General features: G+C 73.4%; 23 protein-coding genes. 13 read left to right on the top strand and 10 right to left on the bottom strand.

Annotation, left to right across the window (positions count from 1 at the left end; all coding sequences use genetic code 11):
- The first annotated feature begins 19 nt into the window (after positions 1–19).
- The 6 genes from AMK19_RS11250 (at position 20) to AMK19_RS11225 (ending at position 6,748) form a co-directional block, all read left to right on the top strand.
- Positions 20–1,708: an ABC transporter substrate-binding protein gene (locus AMK19_RS11250; protein WP_083646659.1), complete on the top strand. Its 1,689-nt coding sequence runs from the start codon at positions 20–22 to the stop codon at positions 1,706–1,708.
- Positions 1,705–2,664, top strand: coding sequence for an ABC transporter permease (locus tag AMK19_RS11245; protein ID WP_083646706.1), 960 nt, complete (start codon positions 1,705–1,707; stop codon positions 2,662–2,664). The genes AMK19_RS11250 and AMK19_RS11245 overlap by 4 nt, the downstream gene beginning before the upstream one ends.
- Positions 2,661–3,515 carry an ABC transporter permease gene (locus tag AMK19_RS11240; protein WP_073810588.1) on the top strand — a complete coding sequence of 285 codons (855 nt, stop codon included), beginning with the start codon at positions 2,661–2,663 and terminating at the stop codon, positions 3,513–3,515. The genes AMK19_RS11245 and AMK19_RS11240 overlap by 4 nt, the downstream gene beginning before the upstream one ends.
- A complete protein-coding gene (locus tag AMK19_RS11235) occupies positions 3,512–4,489 on the top strand; it encodes an ABC transporter ATP-binding protein (RefSeq protein WP_073810586.1) in 978 nt (325 codons plus the stop codon). The genes AMK19_RS11240 and AMK19_RS11235 overlap by 4 nt, the downstream gene beginning before the upstream one ends.
- Entirely contained in the window at positions 4,482–5,294 is an 813-nt protein-coding gene (locus tag AMK19_RS11230) for an ABC transporter ATP-binding protein (RefSeq protein WP_073810584.1), read from the top strand. Before AMK19_RS11235 ends, AMK19_RS11230 begins: the two co-directional genes overlap by 8 nt.
- 266 nt (positions 5,295–5,560) lie before the next feature.
- Positions 5,561–6,748, top strand: a complete 1,188-nt coding sequence (locus tag AMK19_RS11225) for an agmatine deiminase family protein (RefSeq protein ID WP_073810582.1) — start codon at positions 5,561–5,563, stop codon at positions 6,746–6,748.
- A 21-nt stretch (positions 6,749–6,769) separates the two neighbouring features.
- On the opposite strand, the gene AMK19_RS11220 is transcribed toward AMK19_RS11225, so the two are convergent.
- Positions 6,770–7,435 carry a TetR/AcrR family transcriptional regulator gene (locus tag AMK19_RS11220; protein ID WP_073810580.1) on the bottom strand — a complete coding sequence of 222 codons (666 nt, stop codon included), beginning with the start codon at positions 7,433–7,435 and terminating at the stop codon, positions 6,770–6,772.
- 139 nt (positions 7,436–7,574) lie between these two features.
- On the opposite strand from AMK19_RS11220, the gene AMK19_RS11215 reads away from it, so the two are divergent.
- The 4 genes from AMK19_RS11215 (at position 7,575) to AMK19_RS11200 (ending at position 11,344) form a co-directional block, all read left to right on the top strand.
- Complete coding sequence (locus tag AMK19_RS11215) at positions 7,575–8,747, top strand: agmatine deiminase family protein (protein WP_073810578.1); 1,173 nt, start codon at positions 7,575–7,577, stop codon at positions 8,745–8,747.
- Positions 8,748–8,939: 192 nt separating this feature from the next.
- Positions 8,940–10,094 (top strand): inorganic phosphate transporter, encoded by a 1,155-nt coding sequence (locus AMK19_RS11210; protein ID WP_241844340.1) that lies wholly within the window; start codon positions 8,940–8,942, stop codon positions 10,092–10,094.
- Positions 10,091–10,333, top strand: a complete 243-nt coding sequence (locus AMK19_RS11205; protein WP_073810574.1) for a hypothetical protein — start codon at positions 10,091–10,093, stop codon at positions 10,331–10,333. Before AMK19_RS11210 ends, AMK19_RS11205 begins: the two co-directional genes overlap by 4 nt.
- A gap of 189 nt (positions 10,334–10,522) precedes the next feature.
- On the top strand, positions 10,523–11,344 hold the full coding sequence (locus AMK19_RS11200; RefSeq protein ID WP_073810572.1) for an SAM-dependent methyltransferase: 822 nt from the start codon (positions 10,523–10,525) through the stop codon (positions 11,342–11,344).
- A gap of 117 nt (positions 11,345–11,461) precedes the next feature.
- Here the strand turns inward: AMK19_RS11200 and AMK19_RS11195 are convergent, their stop codons facing one another.
- The 9 genes from AMK19_RS11195 to AMK19_RS11155 all read right to left on the bottom strand — a co-directional run bounded on the left by AMK19_RS11195 (position 11,462) and on the right by AMK19_RS11155 (position 19,888).
- Positions 11,462–12,808 carry an ammonium transporter gene (locus AMK19_RS11195; protein ID WP_073810570.1) on the bottom strand — a complete coding sequence of 449 codons (1,347 nt, stop codon included), beginning with the start codon at positions 12,806–12,808 and terminating at the stop codon, positions 11,462–11,464.
- 55 nt (positions 12,809–12,863) lie between these two features.
- Complete coding sequence (locus AMK19_RS11190) at positions 12,864–13,907, bottom strand: urease accessory protein UreD (RefSeq protein ID WP_083646657.1); 1,044 nt, start codon at positions 13,905–13,907, stop codon at positions 12,864–12,866.
- Between the two features lies 1 nt (position 13,908).
- On the bottom strand, positions 13,909–14,529 hold the full coding sequence (ureG, locus tag AMK19_RS11185; RefSeq protein ID WP_073810568.1) for an urease accessory protein UreG: 621 nt from the start codon (positions 14,527–14,529) through the stop codon (positions 13,909–13,911).
- Positions 14,530–14,672: 143 nt separating this feature from the next.
- Entirely contained in the window at positions 14,673–15,419 is a 747-nt protein-coding gene (locus AMK19_RS11180; protein ID WP_083646656.1) for an urease accessory protein UreF, read from the bottom strand.
- Positions 15,420–15,422: 3 nt separating this feature from the next.
- Positions 15,423–17,147: an urease subunit alpha gene (gene ureC, locus AMK19_RS11175; RefSeq protein ID WP_073810566.1), complete on the bottom strand. Its 1,725-nt coding sequence runs from the start codon at positions 17,145–17,147 to the stop codon at positions 15,423–15,425.
- On the bottom strand, positions 17,147–17,566 hold the full coding sequence (locus AMK19_RS11170; RefSeq protein ID WP_073810564.1) for an urease subunit beta: 420 nt from the start codon (positions 17,564–17,566) through the stop codon (positions 17,147–17,149). The genes ureC and AMK19_RS11170 overlap by 1 nt, the downstream gene beginning before the upstream one ends.
- Positions 17,563–18,456 (bottom strand): hypothetical protein, encoded by an 894-nt coding sequence (locus AMK19_RS11165; RefSeq protein ID WP_073810562.1) that lies wholly within the window; start codon positions 18,454–18,456, stop codon positions 17,563–17,565. Before AMK19_RS11165 ends, AMK19_RS11170 begins: the two co-directional genes overlap by 4 nt.
- Before the next feature lie 3 nt (positions 18,457–18,459).
- A complete protein-coding gene (locus AMK19_RS11160) occupies positions 18,460–18,765 on the bottom strand; it encodes an urease subunit gamma (RefSeq protein WP_073810560.1) in 306 nt (101 codons plus the stop codon).
- Between the two features lie 142 nt (positions 18,766–18,907).
- Positions 18,908–19,888: an urea transporter gene (locus AMK19_RS11155; protein ID WP_241844339.1), complete on the bottom strand. Its 981-nt coding sequence runs from the start codon at positions 19,886–19,888 to the stop codon at positions 18,908–18,910.
- A gap of 178 nt (positions 19,889–20,066) precedes the next feature.
- Here AMK19_RS11155 and AMK19_RS11150 point away from each other — a divergent pair, with 178 nt between their 5' ends.
- The 3 genes from AMK19_RS11150 (at position 20,067) to AMK19_RS11140 (ending at position 23,354) form a co-directional block, all read left to right on the top strand.
- Positions 20,067–20,564 carry a fluoride efflux transporter FluC gene (locus AMK19_RS11150; RefSeq protein WP_073810558.1) on the top strand — a complete coding sequence of 166 codons (498 nt, stop codon included), beginning with the start codon at positions 20,067–20,069 and terminating at the stop codon, positions 20,562–20,564.
- Entirely contained in the window at positions 20,554–20,931 is a 378-nt protein-coding gene (locus AMK19_RS11145) for a fluoride efflux transporter FluC (protein ID WP_073810556.1), read from the top strand. Before AMK19_RS11150 ends, AMK19_RS11145 begins: the two co-directional genes overlap by 11 nt.
- Before the next feature lie 524 nt (positions 20,932–21,455).
- Entirely contained in the window at positions 21,456–23,354 is a 1,899-nt protein-coding gene (locus AMK19_RS11140; RefSeq protein ID WP_073810554.1) for an ABC transporter ATP-binding protein, read from the top strand.
- The last annotated feature ends 210 nt before the right edge of the window (positions 23,355–23,564 follow it).

The following is a 23,564-nucleotide window of genomic DNA, read 5'->3' as shown; positions in this document are numbered from 1 at the left end:
CACCGACCGAGGAGCTCCCGTGCCCCCGACCACCGCCCCACCCGCGAGACGCGCCACCGCCTCGCCCGCCCCGCACACAGCCTCCCCCGCCCGGCGCACCGCCGCGCTGGCCGCCGCCGCGCTGCTGGCCGGTTCGCTGCTGACGGCCTGTTCGGGTCCGCCCGCGTCCGGCGGCGCGGGCGGCGGGCAGTTCAAGCTGTCCGCCTCCACCCCGCCCGCCGCGGGCGACATCGACTCGTTCAGCTGGGCCCTGTACGCGGAACCGCCCACGCTGGACTGGACGATGGCGTTCGACTACCCGCAGAACACCATCCTGTCCAACGTCTGCGAGAGCCTGATGCGCTGGACGCCGCAGCTGACCCTCGGTCCGGGTCTGGCCGAGAAGGCGTCCAACCCGGACCCGCTGACCTGGGTGTTCGACCTGCGCGCCGGGGTGCGCTTCCACGACGGCTCGGTGCTGACCGCCGACGACGTGGTCTTCAGCCTCGGCCGGCAGACGGACCCGGAGAACGCCGCCGCCTGGCAGCAGGCGTTCCAGAACGTCGACAGCGTCAGTGCGACCGGGCCGCTCCAGGTCACCGTCAAACTGAAGCGCGCCGACTCGCAGTTCACCCAGTACCTGGCCACCGCCGCCGGCGTGGTGGCGTCCCGGAAGGGCGTCGAGGCGGCCGGCAAGGACTACGGCACCTCCGGCAGCCTGGACTGCACCGGCCCGTACCGGCTGGGTTCCTGGAACAAGGGCCAGTCCGTGGTGCTGGAGCGCTTCGACGGCTACTGGGGCACCCGGGCGAAGTCCGGCAAGGTCGTCTTCAGCTTTCTCACCGACCCGTCGGCGCGCACCAACGCGATGCTCAGCGGGGAGGCCGACGGCGGCTACCTGATCCCGACCGAGAGCTACGACCGGTTGAGCCGCAGCGGCGCCGGCACGCTGTACTTCGGCGAGGGCCTGAGCACCGTCAACGTCAACATCACCAGCATGGCGGGCCCGCTCGGCGACGTCCGGGTGCGGCGTGCGCTGTCGATGGCGCTGGACCGGTCCGGTTTCGTCAAGGCGGGGCTGGGCGGCGCGGGCACGGCCACCGGCGCGCTCACCACCAAGGCGGCCTGGGGCGGCTTCCCGGAGCAGGTGCGCGCCGACGCCTTCGCCGGCCTCGCGCCCGCCGAGCCGGACATCGCCAAGGCCAAGGCGCTGGTCGCGGAGGCGGGCGCGACGGGGAGGACCGTCACCATCGCCACCAGCAGCATCGGCCTGGACGTGTCGCTGCTGGCCACCGCCGTGCAGAACGCCGGGTCCCGGATCGGCCTGGACGTGCAGTTGAAGACGGTCGCCCCGAACGCGTTCACCGCGCTGTTCACCGACCCGGAGGCCCGCAAGGGCATCGACATGTTCCCGGAGACGTACTACGACTCCGTCACCGACCCGCTCGACCTGCTGGCCAACTTCCGCACCGGCGCCTACCAGAACTTCGCCGGCTGGAGCGACCCCGGCTACGACGAGCTGGTCGACCGGGCCACCGCCGCGTACGACCCCGCCGAGCGCGGGCCCGTCGAGGCCGAGCTCCAGCACCGGGCGGCCGAGCAGTTGCTGTGGATCCCGGTGGCGGAGTGGCCGACCGCGGTGTTCCTGAACAAGCGGATCACCGGCGCGCCGACCACCATCTCCTACCTGTACTACCCGTGGGCCGCCGACGTGGGGGCGGCCCGGTGAACTTCCTGAGATTCGCCGTCCGGCGGCTGCTGGAGATGGCCGCCACGCTGTTCGTCGCCTCGTTCGTGGTGTTCGGGGCGATGTACCTGGCACCGGGCAGCCCGGCGGGCTTCCTGCTCTCCGGCCGCTCGGCGTCGCCCGCCGCCCTGCAGGCGATCAACGAGCAGTACCACCTGGACGACCCGTTCCCGGTCCGCTACCTGCGCTGGCTCGGCCAGGTGCTGCACGGCGACTTCGGCCGCTCGCTGACCTACCGCACCGACGTGTCCCGGCTGCTCGCCGACCGGCTGCCCGTCACGCTGACGCTGGTGGCGATGGCCCTGCTGATCGTGGTCGTGCTGGGCCTGGCGCTGGGCTGGATCGGCGCGGTCCGCGGCGGCGCGGCGGACTCCGCGGTCCTGGTGTCCACGATGGTCGCCGTCGGCACGCCGTCGTTCGTCGCGGCGGTGCTGCTCCAGGGCCTGTTCGCGGTGCGCCTGGGCTGGTTCCCGAGCGGCGGGGCCGGCCAGGGCTTCGCCGACACGGTGTGGCACCTGACGCTGCCGGCCGTCGCGCTGGCGCTGTACCTGGTCGGTCTGCTGGCCCGGGTCACCCGCTCGGCGATGCTGGACGAGCTGGGCAGCGAGCACGTGGCGGTGGCCCGCGCCCGGGGGGTTCCGGAGCGCCGGGTGATCGTCCGGCACGTGTTCCGCAACGCCCTGGGGACGGTGCTGACCACGGGTGGGCTGGTGGTCTCGACGCTGCTGGTCTGCACCGTCCTGGTGGAGTCGGCGTTCAGCGTCGGCGGGCTCGGCCAGTTGCTCGAACTGGCCACCACCACCAAGGACTTCCCGACCGTCCAGGCCGTCGCGCTGATCGTCGTCGCACTGTTCATGGCGGTGAACCTGCTGGTCGACCTGGTCCATCCACTGGTCGATCCCCGGGTCGTCCTCGGCGCCCGGAGGTCCGCCGCGTGAGCGCCGTCCTGACCCGCCGCCCGGTGCTGTCGCGGCTGCGCGCCGGCCGGGCCCCGCTCCAGGCGGTCTGCCTCGCCGTGGTCGCCCTGGTCGTGCTGGCCGCGGTGCTGGCGCCCTGGCTCGCCCCCGCCGACCCGAACGCCGTGGACCTGGGCAGTGCCCTCGCCGGGCCGGGCGCCGGACACCCGCTGGGCGTGGACGCCGCCGGTCGCGACACGCTCGCCCGGCTGCTGATCGGCGCCCGCACCTCGCTGCTCGGGCCGCTCGGCGTGGTCGTCTTCTCGACCGTCGGCGGGATCGCCGTCGGCGCGGCCGCCGCCTGGCGCGGCGGCTGGCTCGACTCGCTGCTGTCCCGCTCCACCGAACTGGTCTTCGCGTTCCCCGGCATGCTGCTCGCCGTGCTGGTCGTCGCGGTCGCCGGCGAGGGCCTGCTGGCGCCGGTGGTCGCGCTGGCCGTCGCCTACCTGCCGTACGTCAGCCGCCTCACCCGGGCGCTGGTGCTGACCGAACGCGAACGCCCGTACGTCGCCGCGCACCGGGTGCAGGGCCAGTCCGCGGCGCAGATCCTGCTGCGGCACGTGCTGCCGAACATCGCTCCCGTGGTGCTCGCCCAGTCCGCCGTCAACTTCGGCTACGCGCTGATGGACCTGGCCGGCCTGTCCTTCCTCGGGCTGGGCGTGCCGGCGCTCACCCCCGACTGGGGGCGGATGGTCTTCGACGGGCAGAGCGCCGTCCAGCACGGCTACCCGCTGTCGGCGGTCCTGCCGTGCGTCGCCATCGTGCTGACCGTCGTCGCCTTCAACGTCGTCGGCGAGCGCTGGGCCGACCACGTCTCCGGGAGGAACCGATGAACGCGCTCGACATCCGGGGGCTGACACTCCGGCTGCCCGCCACCGCCCGCCCGGTGCTCGACGGCGTCGACCTGACCGTCGGCGCGGGCGAGACCGTCGCGCTGGTCGGCGAGTCCGGCTCCGGCAAGACGCTCACTTCGCGCAGCGCCCTCGGCCTGCGGCCGGCCGGCTCCACGGCCGACGGCAGCGTCCGGGTCGCGGGCACCGAGGTGCTCGGCGCGGGCCCCGCCGTACTGCGCGCACTGCGCTCGCGCACCGCCGCGATGATCTACCAGGACCCGCGTGCCGCCACCAACCCGCTGCGCCGGATCGGCGACTTCCTGACCGAGAGCGTGCTGCTCACCGGGGCGCTGGACCGGGCGGCGGCCGACCGCCGGGCCGCCGAACTCCTCGACGCGGTCGGCCTGGACGCCTCCGTGCTGGACCGCTACCCGGGTCAGGTCTCCGGCGGCATGCTGCAACGCGTGGTGATCGCCGCCGCCCTGATGGGCGACCCGGCGCTGCTGCTCGCCGACGAACCCACCACTGCCCTGGACGTGACCACGCAGGCCGAAGTGGTCGCCCTGCTCGACGGGTTGCGCCGCCGGTACGGCACCGGCCTGCTGTTCGTCACCCACGACCTGGGCCTGGCCGCCGCCATCAGCGACCGGGTGTACGTGATGTACGCCGGGCGGATCGCCGAGACCGCGCCCGCCGCCGCCCTGTTCGACCGGCCCCGGCACCCCTACACGGCGGCGCTGCTGGCGGCCACTCCCCGGATCGACGCGCCGGCCGGCCGGCTCGCCGCGATCGAAGGCCAACCGCCGGACCTGCGAGCCGAGTTGACGGGCTGCCCGTTCGCCGCCCGGTGCCCGCTGGCCGACGACCGGTGCCGCACCGAGGCGCCGCGGCCGCGGCCCGCCCCCGGCGCGGCGGACCACCTGACCGCCTGCCACCACGCCGAACGGCTCGAAGGGAGCGCCGCGAATGTCTGAAACCCCTGCCGGGGCGGCCGTGTTGGAGGTGTCCGGGCTGTGCCGCAGCTTCGGCCCCGTCACCGCCGTCGACCGGGTCGGCTTCTCGCTCCCCGCCGGGGGTTCGCTCGGCATCGTCGGCGAGTCCGGCTCGGGGAAGACCACCACCGCCCGGATCGTCGTCGGCCTGGACCGCGCGGACGCCGGGACGGTGACCGTGCGCGGCCGGGAGCGCACCGCCGCCGTGCGCGGCCGGGCGGCCCGGCTGGCCCGCGCCCGCGAGGTGCAGATGGTCTTCCAGGACCCGTACCTGTCGCTCGATCCGCGGATCGGGGTCGGCGCGGCGCTGCGCGAGACGCTGCGGCTGCACTTCCCCGGCCGGGACCACGAGGGCCGGGTGCGGGAACTCCTCGACCAGGTCGGCCTGGGCACCCGGGCGGCCGACGCGCTGCCCCGGCAGCTGTCCGGCGGACAGCGCCAACGCGTCGCGATCGCACGGGCGTTGGCCGTCGAGCCGGCCGTGGTGGTGCTGGACGAGGCGGTGGCGGCGCTCGACGTGTCGGTGCAGGCGCAGGTGCTGAACCTGCTCGCCGACATCCGCGCCGAGACCGGCATCGGCTACCTGTTCATCACCCACGACCTGGGCGTGGTCCGCTGCGTCACCGACCAGGTGGTGGTGATGCGGTCGGGGCGGATCGTCGAATCCGGCCCGACCGCGACGGTCCTGGCGGACCCCCGGCACGCCTACACCCGGCTGCTGCTGGAGTCCGTCCCGCACCGCGGCTGGGATCCGGAGCGGATCGCGGCGGCAAGGCGGGCGCTGTGAGCGGGCCAGGCCCTCTCTTCCGGATCTTGTCGGATCAGCGCGCGGCGTCGGGCGCCCGGCTGGGCGTGCCGGCGAACCGTCCTCGTACTGGGTGTACTTGGATGGTTTGCCGGTGCGTCCAGCCGGGATGATCCGGCGTCGTGCGCCCGGCAAGATCCGGAAGAGAGGGCCTAGGCACGGCGGGGTGCCGGTGTGCGGGCGCGTCCCCGGCCCTGGGCGCCGTGCGTCGTTCGCGTATTCGCCCGACGTGTCGCTATTGTCCGGATGTGCTCCCCGATCTCTCGTCCGCCGCTCCGTCGCGCCGTGCCCTGTTCCGCTCCGCCGCCGCCGTGGCGGCGCTGGCGCTGCTGGACGGCTGTTCCGGCGGCGGGGACTCCGACGCATCCGGGCCCGCCACCGGGCCGACCGGCGCGCAGCCGTCCGGTCCGCAACCGTCCGCAGCGGGCTGGGCGATGCCGGCGGAGTCGGCGCCGCACACCCGCACGTTCATGGCGTGGCCCGCGCTGGAGGAGGTGTGGGGCGGCCAACTGCCGGGCGTGCGCCAGGACATCGCGACGATCGCGCAGGCCGTCGCGTCCTTCGAGCCGGTGGTGCTGATGGCCCGGCCCGACCAGGCGGCGCAGGCGCGCCGGCAGTGCGGGTCGTCGGTGGAGGTGATCGAGCTGCCGGTGGACGACCTGTGGGCGCGGGACACCGGCCCGACGTTCGTCACCGGCCCGCAGGGGCTTGCCGGGGTGGACTTCGGGTTCAACGGGTGGGGCGGCAAGCAGACCCACGCCGAGGACGCGCAGGTCGCCCGGAGACTGCTGGAGCACTACGGCATCCCGCGCATCCGGGCGTCCGTCGTCGGCGAGGGCGGCGCGATCGAGGTGGACGGCGCGGGCACCCTGATGGCGACCGAGAGTTCCTGGGTGAACGGCAACCGCAATCCCGGCAGGTCCCGCGACCAGATCGAGGCGGAGCTCAAGCAGCGCCTGGGCGTCGGCAAGGTGCTGTGGATCAAGGGCGTGGCGGGCCAGGACATCACCGACTGCCACATCGACGCCCTGGCCCGGTTCGCCGAGCCGGGGACGGCGGTGGTGCACCGCCCGGCCGCGGACACGCCGCCGGATGTCTGGACCACCGCCTCGGACCAGGCCCTGGGCGTCCTGCGCTCGGCCGCCGACGCCCGGGGGAAGCCGCTGCGGGTGGTCGAACTGGTCGAGCCGGACGCCGAGTTGATCCCGGCGCACAACGAGGACTTCCTGGCCACCTACCTCAACTACTACGTCGTCAACGGCGGCGTGGTCGTCCCGCGGTTCGGTGATCGGGCCGCCGACGACCGGGCGGCCGGCCTCATCCGCGAGCTGCATCCCGGCCGGAAGGTGGTCCAGGTGTCCATCGACCACGTGGCCGCCGGCGGGGGCGGCATCCACTGCGCCACCCAGCAGCAGCCGGCCGTGCCGTCCCCGTGAACACGCCTGCCTGAGGGCCCGTCAGGCGGGCGTCGCGGGCGCGGCGGTCAGTGCGGCCATCAGGGTCCGCAGCACCGCGGTGGCGTCCACCTGCGGGCCGAGGGACTGGAGGGCGGCCAGCCCGTCCACGGCGGCGGCGAACGCGTCGCCGAGCGCGACCGGGTCCGGGCCGGCGCCGCGTTCCTCGGCCAGCGCCCGGAACAGCCGGGTGAAACAGGACCGCCACCGCCGGTACTCCTGGTCCAGCGCGGCGCGGACCCGGTCGTCGTTGAGCGCCAGCCAGTGCAGCGCGGAGTGCAGGTGGGCGAGGTCCGGGTTCTCGGGCCGGGTGAGCAGGGCGACGACCCGTTCGGCGCGTTCGGCGAAGCCTCCGGGTCCGTCGACGGCCCGTTCCAGGGGGGTGATCCACTCCGGGCGGATGTCCTCGACCACGGCGACGATCAGGTCGGTGCGGTCCTGGAAGTGGTAGTGGCACATCCCGTGCGAGACCCCGCACAGCGCCGCGACGTTGCGCGTGGTGAACCGCCCCGCGCTCTCGCCGGCCAGCAGGGTGCGCGCCGCGGCGATCAGCCGGGCCCGGGTCTGCTCACCCTTGGTCGCCCCCCGCGGCCGGCCGGCCGTCCCGCCCTGCCCGACCGTCCCGCCCTGCCCGACCGTCCCGCCCTGCTCGTTCGTCCGCGTCGCCATGGCCGCCACTGTAGCGACCCGCCCGCGCCCGGCGGTCGAAAGCTGCGCAAAGCATTGACCGAGCGCTTGGTCAGTTTTACTGTTCCGACCAACCCCACCAACCCCGCACCCTCAGCGGGCAGTTGAACTGGAGATCCGAATGCGCGAGCACTCCCCCACGCCGCCCGCCCTGGACCGGCGGCGGTTCCTCACCGCCGCAGGCCTGACCGCCGCAGGGGCGGCCGCGGCCGCCGTCGCGGGCCCGTCCGCCTTCGCCGCAAGCCGCACCTCGGCCGCCCCCGCCGCCGGTGCCGTCCCCGCCGCCGGTGCGTTCGTCGTCCCGGCGGAGGACGTGCGGCACACCAGGACGTGGATGGCCTGGCCCGACAGCAGCACGATCTGGCGCAGCAAGCTCAGCGGCGTCCAGGCGAACATCGCGCTGATCGCGAAGACCATCGCCAAGTACGAGCCGGTCGTGATGTGCGCCAACCCGGCGAGCGCGGCCACCGCCCGGTCGATGTGCGGCACGGCCGTGACGGTCATCGACACCATCCCGGTGGACGACTGCTGGATGCGCGACAGCGGCGCCGTGTTCCGCACCAACGGCGCGGGCGGACTGGACACGGTCGGCCTCAACTTCAACGGCTGGGGCAACCGGCAGACCCACGCCAAGGACGCCCTGGTCGCCCAGCGGATCGCCGCCTACGTCGGGGTGCCGTTCACCGCGGCCGGCCTGATCGCCGAGGGCGGCGCGATCGAGCAGGACGGCGCCGGCACCCTGCTGGCCACCCGCAGCAGCGTGATCAACGCCAACCGGAACCCGAACCTGACCCAGGCCCAGATCGAGTCCGCGATGTGCGCGGCCTACGGGGCCTCGAAGGTGATCTGGTTCACCGGCATCAAGGGCCAGGACATCACCGACGACCACGTGGACGCCACCTCGCGCTTCCTCGCCGCCGGCGCCGGGCTGGTCCAGATGCCACTGGCGGCCGACACCGACGTGTGGGCGCAGGACGCCCGCGCGCAGTACCAGGCGCTGTCCACCGCGACCACCGCCGGCGGCAGGGCGATCACGGTCACCAAGCTCCAGGGCCCCGACTACAACAGGATCCGCTCGACCGACCCCAACTTCGTCGGCTCCTACGCCAATTACTACGTGTGCAACGGCGCGGTGGTCTCCGCCCAGTTCGGCGACAGCACCGCCGACGCCGCCGCCAGGTCCACCCTGGCCCGGCTCTTCCCCGGCCGGGTGATCGAGCAGCTGAACATCGACGCGCTGGGCGCCGGCGGCGGCGGCATCCACTGCGTCACCCAGCAGCAGCCCGCCGCCTGACACCCCGTCGTGGCGGTGCCGGTGCTCCCGGGCCCGGACTCCGCGTGCCGAGCGGCTCCGGCGAACCTGCACGCGGAGTCCGGGAGGTCGGGAGGCCGTTGCTGACCCGACCGGATGGCAGCCCGTCCACCCCGGGCGCGGCGGGGTGTCGCTGCACCGGGGGTGGTCGGGGCCCGGGCTAGGTTCTGGTCCGTGACCGGTAATGACGCGGTCCTGGCGTTGATGGTCGCGACGGCGCTGGGCTTCGATTTCACCAACGGCTTCCACGACACCGGCAACGCGATGGCGACCTCGATCGCCACCGGGGCGCTCCCGCCGCGCGTCGCGGTCGGTCTTTCGGCGGTGCTGAACCTGGCCGGGGCGTTCCTGTCGACCGCCGTGGCGGCGACCATCGCCAGTGGCCTGGTCGCCGCTCACGAGGTCACCCTGACCGTGGTGTGCGCCGGTCTGACCGGCAGCATCCTGTGGAACCTGGCCACCTGGTTCCTCGGAATCCCTTCCAGCTCCTCGCACGCGCTGATCGGCGGGGTGATCGGGGCGACGGTGGCGGCGGCCGGCCCCTCGGTCGTCAAGTGGCAGGAGCTGGTCTCCAAGGTGATCGTTCCCGCCCTGCTGTCGCCGTTCGTGGCCGGCGGCGTGGCCGCCATCGGCACGGTGCTGGTCTACCGGATCACCCGTCGCGTTTCCGAAGGCGCGCGTGGGCGCGGTTTCCGGCTCGGCCAGATCGGCTCGGCCTCGATGGTGTCGCTCGCCCACGGCACCAACGACGCGCAGAAGACCATGGGCGTCATCACCCTGGCCCTGATCGCCGACGGCGCGCTGCCGACCGGGGCGAAGGCGCCGACCTGGGTGATCGTCTCCTGTGCGCTGGCGATCGGCCTGGGCTCCTACGTCGGCGGCTGGCGGGTGATCCGCACCCTGGGCAAGGGGCTGACCGAGATCGCGCCGGCGCAGGGGATGGCGAGCGAGTCCGCGACGGCCGCCGTGATCCTCTGCTCCACCGACTTCGGCTACCCGTTGTCCACCACGCACGTGGCCACCGGGTCGATCGTGGGTTCGGGGGTGGGGAGGAATGGCGCCGAGGTGCGCTGGCGGCTCGCCCGCCGGATGGTGACGGCCTGGCTGTTCACACTGCCCGCCTCGGCGCTGCTCGGCGCGGTGGCTTTCTGGATCGCGGACGGCATCGGCGGCACGGCGGGTGTGGTGGTCGTCTTCCTCGTGCTCGTGGCGGCCTCGATCGCGTTCTTCGTCGCCTCCCGCCGTCCGGCCGTGACCCCGGAGAACGTCAATGACGCCTGGACCGGCTCGGCGATTCCGGTGCCTCCCGCCGACAAGGCCGTCCGATGAACGCCTGGATCAACCTGGGCGCCCTCGCGAAGATCGTCGTCGTGGGCCTGCTCACCGGCGCCGGGCTGCCCGCGCTCTTCGCCTGCGCCCTGTGGCTCCTCAACCCCCTCGGCCCGTCCACCGAGGACGCCGCCCGGCCGACCGCCGGTCCGGCCCGCCGCGCCCTCGCCGGACTGATCTTCGCCCTGGTCCTCGCGGCCATCGGCTGGGGCATCTCCGTCATCGTCGACCGGAGCTGACCTGCCGGTTCGGGGCTGCCGCGGTCGCTGAGGGCGTCGCCCCGGACGGCCGCTTCAGCAGCCACCCGAACCGTCTCCGATCTCAATATCGTTGACCAGTACCAGAGCTGATTGGGCGTCACTATACTCACCGGCGGTGGACGGCACGCCGTCGTGACGGGCCGCCATCCCGACGCGAGGGGTCCCCCCATGACCACAAGCACCGACCGCCCAGTGGCCGACGTGGAGTCCGCCAACATCGCGCGAATATACGATTATTACCTGGGCGGGCTCTACAACTTCGAGGTGGACCGGCAGAAGGCCGAGCGGATCAGAACGATGCTGCCCAGCGTCGAACTGCTCGCCCGCGCGAACCGGGACTGGCTGCGCCGCACGGTGCGGTTCCTGCTCACCGAGGGCGTGGACCAGTTCATCGACATCGCGTCCGGCCTGCCCACCGCGGGCAACGTGCACGAGGTGGCGCACGCCCGGAACCCGAAGGCCCGGGTGGTGTACGTGGACCACGAGCCCTCGGCGGTGCTGCACGGCGAGGAGATCCTCGCGGACGAACCGCTGGTGGCGATGATCGAGGCGGACGGCCGGTTCCCGGAGCAGATCTGGGAGCACCCCCGGGTCCGCGAACTGATCGACCTGAGCCGCCCGGTCGGCATCCTGATGGGCGGCCTGCTGGTGTTCGTCGAGGACAAGGACGACCCGGCCGCCCTGGTGACCCGCTACCGGGACGCCTGCGTGCCCGGCAGCTACCTCGCCATCTCACACCTCTCGGACGACCTGGCCGACGACGAGACCCGCGCCCAGGTCGGCCGGATGTCCGACGCCTACCGCGCCGGCGTGGGCCAGCAGCTCTACACCCGTCCCAAGGACGTGATCGCGTCCTGGTTCGAGGGCATGGAGCTCGTCGAGCCGGGCCTGACCCTGATGGCGGACTGGCGCCCCACCCCCGGCCAGGCGGTCGACGCCCAGACGCCGTCGAAGGCCCTGGGCTACGGCGCGACCGCCCGGGTCCTCTGACCCTCGGACGTACCCCGGAAGCCCCCGCCCCATCACGGCGCGGGGGCACCGCCCCCGGCCCCGGCGGCGACGCCGCCTGCCGGCGCCCTCGACCTCTCCGCGCCCCGCTCGCGGCGGTCAGTCCTGGCGCCGCGCGCGGATCAACTCGGCGATCCGCCGGATGAGTTCGCTGTCGCTGCGGGCGGCGCCCTCGGCCGCGAGCGCACCGAGGCGTTCGGCCGTGACGGTGTCGTAGGCGGTCTCGGCCTCCTCGCCGGGGACGTGCGCGTACGCGGCGTCGGCCCGGAAGCCGACGACCGCGTCGACGGCCTTGGCGATCAGGAAGGTGAGCAGGAACGAGAACGCGGCCATCGCGAGCACCGCGAGCACCTGCTTGCCCAGCAGGCTCCAGCCGCCGCCGTAGAACAGGCCCTCGTGGCCGCTGATCCGGGCGGTGGCGAACAGGCCGACCATGATCAGGCCGGTGACGCCGCCGACGCCGTGCACGCCGACCACGTCGAGGGTGTCGTCCACGCCGAAGCGGTACTTGAGGGTGACGGCGAACGCGCAGACCAGGCCGGCCACCAGGCCCGTGATCACCGCGCCGAGCGGGTTGATCTCGCCGCAGGCGGGGGTGATGGCGACCATGCCGGCCACGCCCGCGGAGACCACGCCGGTGGTGCTGACGCTCCCGGTGCGCCACTTCTCGACCAGCGGCCAGGTCACCATCGCGGCGGCGCCGCCGAGTTGGGTGTTCAGGAAGGCTGCGGCGGCGGTGCCCTGGTCGTTGAGCGCCGACCCCGAGTTGAAGCCGAACCAGCCGAACCAGAGCAGCGCGACGCCGATCACCACCAGCGGGATGTTGTTGGGCCGTTCCTCCCGCCGGGCCCAGCCCCGCGGGCCGCGCAGGGCGATCGCGACGGCCAGTCCGGCGGCGCCGGAGTTGAGTTCGACGGGCAGGCCGCCGGCGAAGTCGAGCGCGCCGAGCTTGTCGTGGATCCAGCCGTCCGGGGAGAACACCCAGTGCGCGGCGGGCGCGTAGACGATCAGCAGCCAGAGCGGGACGAACACCAGCCAGCCGCGCATCCGCGCCCGGTCGGCGACGGAGCCGCTGATCAGGGCGACGGTGACGATCGCGAAGCCCATCTGGAAGGTGGCGTAGATGTAGGTGGGGATCGCGCCGGTGAGGGTGGTGAGCTGGATGCCGCGGAAGAACGCCCGGTCGACGCCGCCGATCAGGCCGGCCCCGCCGACGTCCGGCCCGAACGCGAGGGTGTAGCCGAGCGCCCACCAGACCAGCGTGCCGAAGGCGAGGGCGGCGAAGCTCATCTTCAGCATCATCAGGATGTGCTTGAGCCGGACCAGGCCTCCGTAGAAGAACGCCAGGCCGGGTGTCATCAGCAGGACCATGGCGGTGGAGGCGAGCAGCCAGGCCGTGTCGCCGGAGTTGTAGGCCGGGGGCATCGGCGGGGGCGCGGAGAGCATGGGCATTTCCTCGGCACTTTCTCGGGGAGGACGGGCGTGGCGGCCGGTTCGGCGCTCAGGTCTTGCGCAGGGGCGGCGCGGGCGTGCCGGTGAGCAGCAGGCGGACCGCCCGCCAGGCGGCGTCGAGGGCGGCCGCGGTGCGGATCGGGCTGTCGTCGAGCAGGCGCAGCCAGGCGCCGGACTCCTCGGGGAGGGTGGAGACGCCGTAGGTGGGGCACCGGCCGTCGAGGGCGCGGTGCAGGGTGTCGGCGATCTCGCCGGCGGGGCGCAGGTCGCTGACCACGAACAGGGTGGCGAGGTGGTCGTGTCCGGCGAACACGGCGGGGCCGGTGACGGTGCGTCGGTCGCCGTCGGGGACCAGCCGCTGGGTGTCGACGGCGAGCAGGGTGCCGTCGGGCCGGGTGATCTCCAGGTCGGTGGCGACGACGCGGTAGTCGTGGCGTTCGCCGCGGGCGAGCCGTCCGGCGGTGAGGGTCTCGCCGAGCACCGCGGTCGCGCCGGGGGCGACAGTGACGGTGGTGCGCTGGTAGTAGCGGGCGTCGCGGAACGGGATCAGCGGGTCGGGCAGGTACTCCAGGTACGCGCCGTGTTCGGCGGTCAGGTGGACGAGTTGGCTCGCGTAGTCCTGTTCCATCCGGAACACCTTGGTGGCGGCCTGGGTGGTGAGGTGGACGCGGGTGCCGGGGCCGCAGTGCGCGTCGATCCGGTAGCGGTCGGCCTGGGTGATGCCGCCGCCGGTGGCCATCAGGAAGAGGTAGGCGTCGCCGGGGCGGGCGGTGTCGATCCGCAGCGGGCGCATGATCTGCAGCGGGGTCTTCTGGTAGCGCTCGACGAGTTCGGTGCGGCCTGCGCGCACCTGGAAGGCCAGGTCGAGGATGCCGACCTTGGCGGGCGAGCCCGGCGGGAGGGTGTCGGGGCGTGCGGTCCAGCCGGCCACCTCGGCGGGGAGGCGGCCGGTGCTCCAGTGCGCCGGGTCGAGCCGGTCGACTACCGGGCGGCGTGCGGCGTGGGCCGGGTCGGGGGGCGCGGGGTCCGGCGCCCGGTCGGCCGGGTCGGGGCGGTCGGCGGTCACGGTCGGCCGGGGCGGGGCGGAGGTCATGTCAGATCAGCGCCTTGCGGCGGCCGCCCAGGAACGCGGCGAGGTCCTCGATGCCGGTGCCGTCGAGGGAGTTGGTGAGGATCACGGGCCGGCCGTCGCGGACCTTGTGCGCGTCGGACTCCATCACGCCGATGTCGGTGCGGACGTACTGCGCGATGTCGATCTTGTTGATGACCAGCAGGTCGGACTCGGTGATGCCGGGGCCGCGCTTGCGGGGCATCTTCTCGCCCTCGGCGGTGTCGAGGACGAACACGAAGACGTCGACCAGGACGGGGCTGAAGGTCAGGGTCAGGTTGTCGCCGCCGGATTCGTACAGCAGGGTGTCGACCTCGGGGAAGCGTTCGAGGAGTTCCGCGCCGGCCGCCAGGTTCATCGTCGGGTCGTCGCGGACGGCGGTGTGCGGGCACGCTCCGGTCTCCACGCCGACCACCAGGTCGGGGTCGAGGATGCCGGCCAGGGTGCGGCGGACGTGCTGGGCGTCCTCCTGGGTGTAGATGTCGTTGGTGATCACGGCGGGCCGGTGGCCCCGCGCGACCAGGACCGGCACCAGCGCCTCGATCAGCGCGGTCTTGCCGGAGCCGACCGGCCCGCCGATCCCGATCCGCAGTACGTTGTCGTCCACTGTGCTCCTTGGGCTGTACGGGGCCGCTTCCGGGTCGTCGTCGATCCGGTGGTCCGGCCGGTGGTGGGTGGTGTGCGGGGCGGTGTGCCGTCCGGCGGCCGCCCCGGCCGTTCCCCGGGCCCGCCGGCCCGGGCGGCGTTCGGTCAGCTGGCGAACAGGCGGGCCTCGGCGCGCTCGTGACGGCCGGACATGATGTCCGACGCGAAGGCGGTCGAGCCGAGGTCGGCCGCTTCCCGGTGCAGTGCGGCCCGCACGGTCTCCTCGATGACGGGGGCGGCGCCGCGCAGCAGCACCTGGGCCTTGCGGTGGTCCGTGAGCCGCAGCCGCAGGGCGGCCCCGGCGAAGCTGGCGCTGAACGCGAACAGGTCGGCGGCCACCGCGTGGGCGGCGGGGACGCCGGCGGCGGCGTACACCACGCCGGCGGCGACGGCCTGACAGCCCGGGACCCGGCGGTCCGTCACCAGCCGCAGGTAGTCGGCGATCACGGGCCGGTCGAAGACCTCGGCGGCCAGGTCGAGCAGTTGGCGGCCGGTGCGGGTGGCGGCCTGGCGCATCTCGCGGCTCAGCTTGCCCGCGTGCAGCCGCCGGTCGACCTGTGCGACGGCCTGCAACTCGCCGTCGGTGGCGGCCCGGTGGGCGAGTGCCAGGGCGGTGGCGTCGCCGGGTCCGACGGCGTGCCGGAGCAGGTCGGCGAGCAGCGCGGGCAGGGTGTCGGGGGTGACGGCGCGGGCCTGTGCGTAGCCCTCCAGGCTGTGCGAGAGGGTGTAGAAGCCGCTCGGGAAGGCGGAGTCGGCGAGTTGCAGGCCGGCCAGCAGGGCGGGCAGTCCCCCGAGCTGCTGCTCGGGGGACTGCCCGGTGCGGTCCGGGTTCCGGTCCGGGCTGGGGAGCATCCGCTACACCACGAAGTACAGGTGGTTGAGCGGCAGCGATTCGGCGGGCGCGATGGTGGCGACCTCGCCGTCCAGGGTGACCTTGAAGGTCTCCGGGTCCACCGCGACCTTGGGCAGCGCGTTGTTGCGGACCATGTTGTGCTTGCCGATGACGCGGGTGCCGTGCACCGGCAGCACCCTGCGGTGCAGGCCGAGCTCCTCGGGGACGCCGGCGGCGATCCCGGCCTGCGACATGAACGTGACGTGGGTGGCCTGCTGGGCGCGGCCGAGCTGACCGAACATCGGCCGGTAGATCACCGGCTGCGGGGTGGGCAGGGAGGCGTTGGGGTCGCCCATCTGCGCCCAGGAGATGATCCCGCCCTTGATGATCATCTTGGGTTTGGCGGCGAAGGAGTGGATCGGCCAGAGCACGATGTCGGCCAGCTTGCCCGCCTCCAGCGAACCCACGTAGTCCGAAATGCCGGTCGCGATGGCCGGGTTGATGGTGACCTTGGCCAGGAAGCGCAGCACCCGCTGGTTGTCGTTGCGGGCGCTGTCTCCGTCGAGCGGGCCGCGCTTGTCCTTGCAGTGGTGCGCGGTCTGGAAGGCCCGGGTCACGGACTCCCCGACCCGGCCCATCGCCTGCGAGTCGGAGGAGAACATGCTGATCACGCCGAGGTCGTGCAGCACCGACTCGGCGGCGATGGTCTCGGCCCGGACCCGGCTGTCGGCGAAGGACACGTCCTCCGGGATGTCGTGGTTCAGGTGGTGGCAGACCATCACCATGTCCAGCAGCTCGTCCACCGAGTTCTTGGTGTAGGGCAGCGTCGGGTTGGTGGAGGACGGCAGGATGTTGGGCTCGCCGGTGACCCGCAGGATGTCGGGGGCGTGCCCGCCGCCCGCGCCCTCGGAGTGGAAGGTGTGGATGGTGCGGCCGTCGATCGCCGAACGGGTGTCCTCGAAGAAGCCGGACTCGTTCAGGCTGTCGGTGTGGATCGCCACCTGCACGTCGTGCCGGTCCGCCACGCTCAACGCGTTGTCGATCACCGCCGGCGTCGCGCCCCAGTCCTCGTGCACCTTCAACGCGCAGGCCCCTGCGGCCAGTTGCTCGTCCAGTGCGCCGGGCAGGCTGCCGTTGCCCTTGGCCATGATGCCGATGTTGACCGGCACTTCCTCGCACGCCTGCAGGAACCGCGCGATGTTGAACGGGCCCGGTGTGCAGGTGGTGCCGTTCGTCCCGTCCGACGGGCCGGTGCCGCCGCCGATCAGCGTCGTGATGCCGTTGGTCAGCGCCTGCTGCGCCTGCTGCGGCGAGATCAGGTGGACGTGGGCGTCGATCGCCCCCGCGGTGGCGATCAGGTGCTCGCCCGAGATCGCCTCGGTGCCGGGCCCCACCACCAGGTCCGGGTGCACGTTGTTCTGGGTCTGCGGGTTGCCGGACTTGCCGATGCCCGCGATGAAGCCGTCCTTGATGCCGATGTCGCACTTGACCACGCCGAGGATCGGATCGATCACCACCACGTTGGTGATCACCGTGTCCAGTGCGCCCTGGGCGGCGGTGGCCTGCGGGTCGGAGCCCATGCCGTCGCGCATCGACTTGCCGCCGCCGTACACGATCTCGTCGCCGTACAGGCCCTCGCTGAAGTCCTTCTCCACCTCCACGATCAGGTTGGTGTCGGCGAGTTGGAACCGGTCGCCGACCGTCGGCCCGAACATGTCGGTGTACTGCTGGCGGGACAGGATCGGCATCAGTGCGCGCCCTTCTTCTTCGCGGGGTTCTGCGGTGCGTCCTGCTGCGCCCGGGCGCCCTGGAAGCCGAGTTCCAGAGCGCGGTGGAAGGCCTCGATCCGGGCGGGGTGCGAGACGGTGGAGCCGTTCAGCAGGCCGCTGAAGCCGACCAGCCGGCCGGTGCCGCCGTACTCGCACAGCTCGACCTCGCGGGTGCCGCCCGGCTCGATCCGCACCGAGGTGCCGGCCGGGATGTTCAGGTGCATGCCGAGCGTCTTGTCGCGGTCGAACCGCAGCGCCGGGTTGACCTCGAAGAAGTGGTAGTGCGAACCGACCTGCACCGCCCGGTCGCCGGTGTTGACCACCTCGACCTTGACGGTCCGTCGGCCCGCGTTGATCTCGATCTGTCCATCGCCGTACAGGTACGTGCCGAATGTCATTGGTGACTCCTTGCATCCGTCGCCGCGAGGGGACGGGCATCCGGGGACGGGTGGGTGTGCTGCGCCTGCGGGGAGTGGTTGGGGGACCGGCCCTCCCCCGGGCCGTGCCGGTGGTGGTGCTCGTGGTCACCGGGTCCGTGGTGGTGGTCGTGGTCCGCGCCGGGCCCGTGGGTGTGGGCGAGGCCGTGCCCGTCGGCGGCGACCAGCGCCCGCCCGATCCCGTCGTCCCGGTTCTCGCGCAGCCGCCGCACGGCGTCGGCGGCCCGCGCGGACAGCACCGCTGCCAGGGCGGCGGGGCCGAGCAGCGGCCCGCCGTCGATGACCGACACGCCGTCAGGGGCCTTGGCCCGCCCGGGCGGCAGGAAGGACGCGGACAGCACCGCGACGGTGCGCGCGCCGAGCAGGGCGCAGCGCCGCACGCCCTCGCCGGCGTCGAGGTCGTCGCCGAGCAGCGCGGTCTCCACCAGCCGGTGCCGGCCATGCCGCTGCACCAGGTGGGCGACCCGGAACAGCTCGGCGTCCTGGTACGGGTCGGCGCCGGGCGCGGTGAGCAGCAGCGCGGCGGCGGTGGGGACGGTCGCGGCGGCGGCCCGCAGCCAGCCGACCAGGTGCTCGGACGTGCCGAAGGGCGCGGCGACGGCGACGCCGCCGCGCAGGTCGGGCGGCAGGGCCCGGACGGTTCGGGCGGTGTCCGCGACCAGTTCGGGGTCGCGGCCCAGTGTCATCGGGACGACCGCGATGCCCTGCCGGGCGGGGTCGGCGGCGAGGGCCCGGTACAGTGCGCGGCCGGCGCCGACCACCGCGGTGTCGGGACCGGCGAGGTGGTGCAGGGCTGCGCCGCCGGCGGCCTCGTGGCCGCAGACCGCGAGCACCCGGATGCGGTCGGCCACCGGTCAGCCGCCGATGGGGTCGTGCACCGAGACCAGCTTGGTGCCGTCCACGAAGGACGCCTCGACCTGGAGCAGCGGCAGCATCTGCCGCACCCCGTCCATGCAGGCGTCCGGGCCGATGACATGGCGGCCGAGCTCCATGCAGTCCGCGACGGACCTGCCGTCCCGGGCGGCTTCCAGGATCGCCTCGGTGATCAGGGCGACCGCTTCGCTGTAGTTCAGCTTGAGGCCGCGGCCCTGGCGTTTGCGGGCCAGGTCCGCGACCACGTAGACGACGAGCTTGTCGATCTCGCGGGGGGCGAGGTTCATCGGGGACGCCTTCCTCGGAACGGGGGTTCGGGTTGGGTGGGGGACGGTGGCTGCGCGTGTGTCGCCGGGTGCCGGACGGTCGGCGGGTGCTCGGGCCGCGGGCCGCCCTGCCCCGGCGCCGGGGTCGTCCGACGACGGGCCGTCAGCCCGCGGGGGCTGGGCGCAGTCTGGGCAGCAGCGGGACGGCGGCCATCAGCGCCCAGGTGGTGAGGATGAACGGCCAGGTGAACGTGTGGCCGTGGAAGGGTTTGAAGAGCGAGGTGATCGCGGCGGTCAGGCCGGTGGACAGGGCGGCGCCGAACAGCGCGTAGCCCGCATTCCACGGGGTGCCGGCGAGGAAGACCGCGCCGACGGCGATGGCGACCAGGACCGCGTTGTAGCCGTAGATGCCGTCGGCGATCTGCGCGGTGGGCGCGCCGAGCGCCCAGGCGGCGACGATCCCCGCAATGCTTCCGAGCGCCGCGGCGAGCACCACCCGCACCCCCGCGCAGGCCAGGCCGACCAGCATGATCAGGCCGACGTACCAGCTGTTCACCAGGAAGATCTGGGAGACGTTGGTGAAGAAGGCGTGCCACAGGTCGGAGAACGTGATGCCGGTGTCGCCCACGGTCGGGTTGGCCGCCGGCGCCGGGGCGCCGTGCCAGATCCGGGCGAAGGACGGCGCGCCGAGCACCATCACCCCGGAGACGAGGCAGAACGGCGCGGTCAGCGGCGTCAGGCCGTAGGGCTTGGCCAGCGCGGCGAGGGTGGCGGTGAGGACGGTGCACACCACGCACCCGACGACCGTGAGGATGTAGGTGGCGACGTGGTGGCCGAGGAAGGTCACCAGCGCGATTCCGGTCAGGCAGCCCGAATACCCTTGCAGGCCCTGGGAGATGGATCCGCGGTCGACGTCGAAGGCGTAGGCGGCGGCGGTGGAGATCAGGGTCCCGAGGGTCGCGAAGAGCCCCGTCCTCCAACCGGCCGCCCAGAGTCCGGCCAGGATGAATGCGCCGGTGAGCAGCTGCGGCTGCAGGTCGACCTGCCCGACGCCGCGCAGCGAGGAGACGAGGTACGCCAGCGGCTCCCGTTCCCGGATCGGCCCGGGGCCCGATCCGGAGCCATCGGGGTCACTTTGCGTCACGTCTTCTCCTGGAGGTCACGGGAAGGCCGGATGACCTGAAATACGGTGATGTGCACCGAAACTGTCCGGCAGTCATGTTTAGCCCAGACGCCTGTCCGGGCGGGTGTCATGGCAGCCGGTGGTCACTGATGTTCGCCTGTACGGCCCACGTTCGATCCCGAAGAAGGGCGCGTTTCCGATGACCAATCCGTACTTCGGCGCGGCGGACCATCCGGTCAGGCCGCCCGGCCACGCGCATTCCGAGCACGCCCCGGGCGGCCGGTTCCCGGTGGTGCCGGCGGTCGGGGTGGGGGGCGCGCTCGGCGCGGCGGCCCGCTACGGGATCGAGCGGCTCTGGCCGACCACCGGCACCGAGTTCCCCTGGCCGATCCTGCTGATCAACGCCGTGGGCTGCCTGGCCATGGGCGCGCTGCTCACGGTGCTGGCGGACCGCTTCCCCGGCGCGAAGCGGCTCGTCGGCGCCCTGCTCGGCACCGGCTTCCTCGGCGGGTTCACCACGTTCTCCCACTACACCGACAACATCCGACTGCTGGTGCGCGGCGGCGCCCCCGGCACCGCGGCGGCCTACCTGCTGGTCACCGTGCTGGCCGCGTTGGCGGGCGTCACTCTCGGCGTGTTCGCGGCCCGCGCGGTGGTCGGTGTCCCGGCGCACCAGGAGGCCGCGGGTGCTCACTGACTGGCTGCTCGTCCTGGTCGGCGGCCTGATCGGCGCGCCCACCCGCTACCTCACCGGAGTCGCCGTCAAGTCCCGCGTGCACAGCCCGTTCCCGTTCGGCACGCTCACCGCCAACGCCGCCGCCTGCCTGTTGCTCGGCTTCCTCTCCGAGGCCTTCCTGCGCGGCCGCCTCGGCACCCACCCCGCACTCCTGCTCGCCACCGGCTTCTGCGGGGCGCTGTCCACCTGGTCGACGTTCTCCTACGAGGTGTTCACCCTGACCTCCACCCGCCGGGTCGCCCTCTCCGGGCTGTATCTGACGGTCACTGTGCTGCTCGGCAGCGCCCTCTCCTTCGCGGGCGCGGGCATCGCGAGCGCCCTGTGGTGACGGCCCGGCCGGGTGCTCAGGGGGTCGCGTCCGCGGGAGTGTCCGAGCCGCGCGCGCGATCTCGGTCGGCATGCGCAGACCGTAGCGGGCCCGACCCCCGCTCGAATAGTCCGAACGAGTGAATCCGGCGGCGGCTTCGGGCAGCGTGGCGGCCCGGACCGGCGGCACGTTCCCGGTCGCGCCGGGCCCGGTCCGGCGGCGCTCCGGCGGCCCGGCGCGGGGGTGGTCGGTCGAGACGCGCGGAGATCGAAATGTCCCGGTTCGGCACGGGCTCGCCCGGACGGGAATCCGCTTGAACGGGGTGCCGGAACAGCGCCATCATCGGTCGCCGCCCACTCGCACGAGGATCGCCAACTCGACGTGGATCATGCCGAGTTGGTGTTCCTCGGCGAGTCGTGCCCGCGCTTCCGTGTGTCCGTGCAGCGCTTCGCGTCTGGAGGATCCGTGGCCTGTTCCCCCACCCCGACCATCCGCCCCCGACCGCCCGCCCGAGGGGCCCTGACGGCCCGCCCGGAGGTGGGCGCGTGAGTGCGACGACGACGTCGGCCGAACCGGCCGACGAGGAACTGACGTGGCTGGCCGACGGCCGCCGGGTCGAGGCGATCGAGGCGATCGGCGTCAACGCGATGGCGCGCCGGTTGCCGACGCTCGTCGTGCGCGCCTTCCGGCTCGGCTGGCGCATCGACCGCACCTCGGTCGCGCTGCTGCTGGCCTGTCAGGCCGTGTCCGCGGTGCTGGGCGCGGCCGGCCTGTTCGCGACCACGGGCACCATCTCGGCACTGTTCGGCCCGGGCCCGGTCGGCGACAAGCTGACCCGTGCCGCGCCGTCGATCCTGGTGATCGCGGCGGCCGCGGGCGCCCGGGCCCTGCTGGGCATCACGATCCGGACCGTCACCATCCATCTGTCGCCGCGCATCTCCCGGGAGGCGGAGGCCGCGGTGCTGCGCGCCACCGTGGCGGCGGAGCTGACGGCCTACGACCATGCCGGCTACAACGACGAGCTGGACGCCGCCGACCGCGGCGCCGAGGTCTGCGTGGACATCGTCGGCGAGGCGCAGAACCTGCTGGCCTCGCTCGCCTCGCTGCTCGGCGCGGCGGGCGTGCTGACGGTGCTCCACCCGGCGCTGCTGCCGCTGCTGGTGCTGGCCGCGCTGCCGCAGGGCATCGCCTCCGTCCATGCCGCCCGGGTGCAGTTCCTGGCGAACCGGGCCACCATCGCCGATCGGCGGGTGCTCGGGAACCTGCGCTGGTACATCCACACCAAGCGCAATGCGGACCAGGTCCGCTCCGACACCATGGGCGATTTCCTGCTCGCCAAGTACGACGAGGTCGGGCGGCGGCTGAACGTCGTCTCGCGGGCCGCGGCGATGAAGAGCGCCCGGGTGTCGGTGGTCGGGGCGGTCGCCTCCGGTCTCGGGTCGGCGCTGGTGTGGGCGGCGATGCTGTGGCTGGTGAGCACCGGCCGGATGAGCCTGCCGCGCGGCGGTGCGGCGGTGTTCGCGCTGGCCGCGGTGGGCACCAGCCTGCGCGGCATCGTCGGCTACGGCGCGGACCTGTTCCGCACCGGCATGTACCTGGACGACTGGTCGAGCTTCCTCGACACGGCGGGCGGCCACCGTCCCCGCCGCGGCGCCGGGACGCCCGGGGCGCCGGACCGGATCGAGGTGAAGGACCTCTCGTACGCCTACCCGGCGTCCGACCGCAGAGCCCTGGACGGGGTGAGCCTGCACGTGGCGCGCGGCGAGATCCTGGCCCTGGTGGGCGAGAACGGCTCCGGCAAGACCACCCTGTCCAAGCTGCTGGCCGGCCTCTACCTGCCGGACGGCGGCTCGGTGCGCTGGGACGGGCGCGACACCCGCGACCTCGATCCGCACGCACTGTGGCGGCAGGTCGCGGTGGTCCCGCAGGACTACGCGCGCTGGCCGATGACCTGCCGGGAGAACATCACGCTGGGCCAGCCGACCGCCGAGGGCGACGAGGCGGTGCTGCGCGCCGCGGACGCCTCGGGTGCGGCGGACGTGGTCGCCAAGCTCCGCCGGGGCCTGTCCACCCTGCTGGCGGTGGAGTGGATGGGCGGCGAGGAGCTGTCCGGCGGCCAGTGGCAGCGCCTGGCCATCGCCCGGGCGTTCCACCGCGAGGCCGGGCTGCTGGTGCTGGACGAGCCGACCGCCGCGCTCGACCCGCGCGCCGAGCACCGGATCTTCCAGAACCTGCGGGCGGTCGCCGAGAAGCGGGCGGTGGTGCTGGTCACCCACCGGCTCACCAACGTGGCGGTCGCCGACCGGATCCTGGTCCTGGAGGACGGCAAGGTGCTGCAACAGGGCGCCTTCGCCGAGCTGGTGGCCGACCGGACGGGCCGGTTCAGGGAGTTGTGGGACCTGCAGAACGAACGCACGGGCCTCCCCCAGCAGCGCCGGCCTTAAGGCCTGTCCGGCCCCCCGCCCGCCGTCCTTCCGGGGCGACGGGCGGGCGGGCGGGCGGGTGAATCGTGCGCGCCGACGCCGGGCGTTCGGCGTGTTGGCATTCGAGCTGATTGTCGGAGTCCTAGCCTCCCGGGGGAGGTGGTCACAGATGGTGATCGGAGCGTCACATTCGGACGCCGCTGTCAGGTCTTCACGGCGGCACACACACGG

The organism is Kitasatospora sp. CB01950 (genome assembly GCF_001905465.1).
Taxonomy (GTDB): Bacteria; Actinomycetota; Actinomycetes; order Streptomycetales; family Streptomycetaceae; genus Kitasatospora.
The sequence above is the reverse complement of the archived record's forward strand: the minus strand, read 5'-3'. Positions and strand labels throughout refer to the sequence as shown.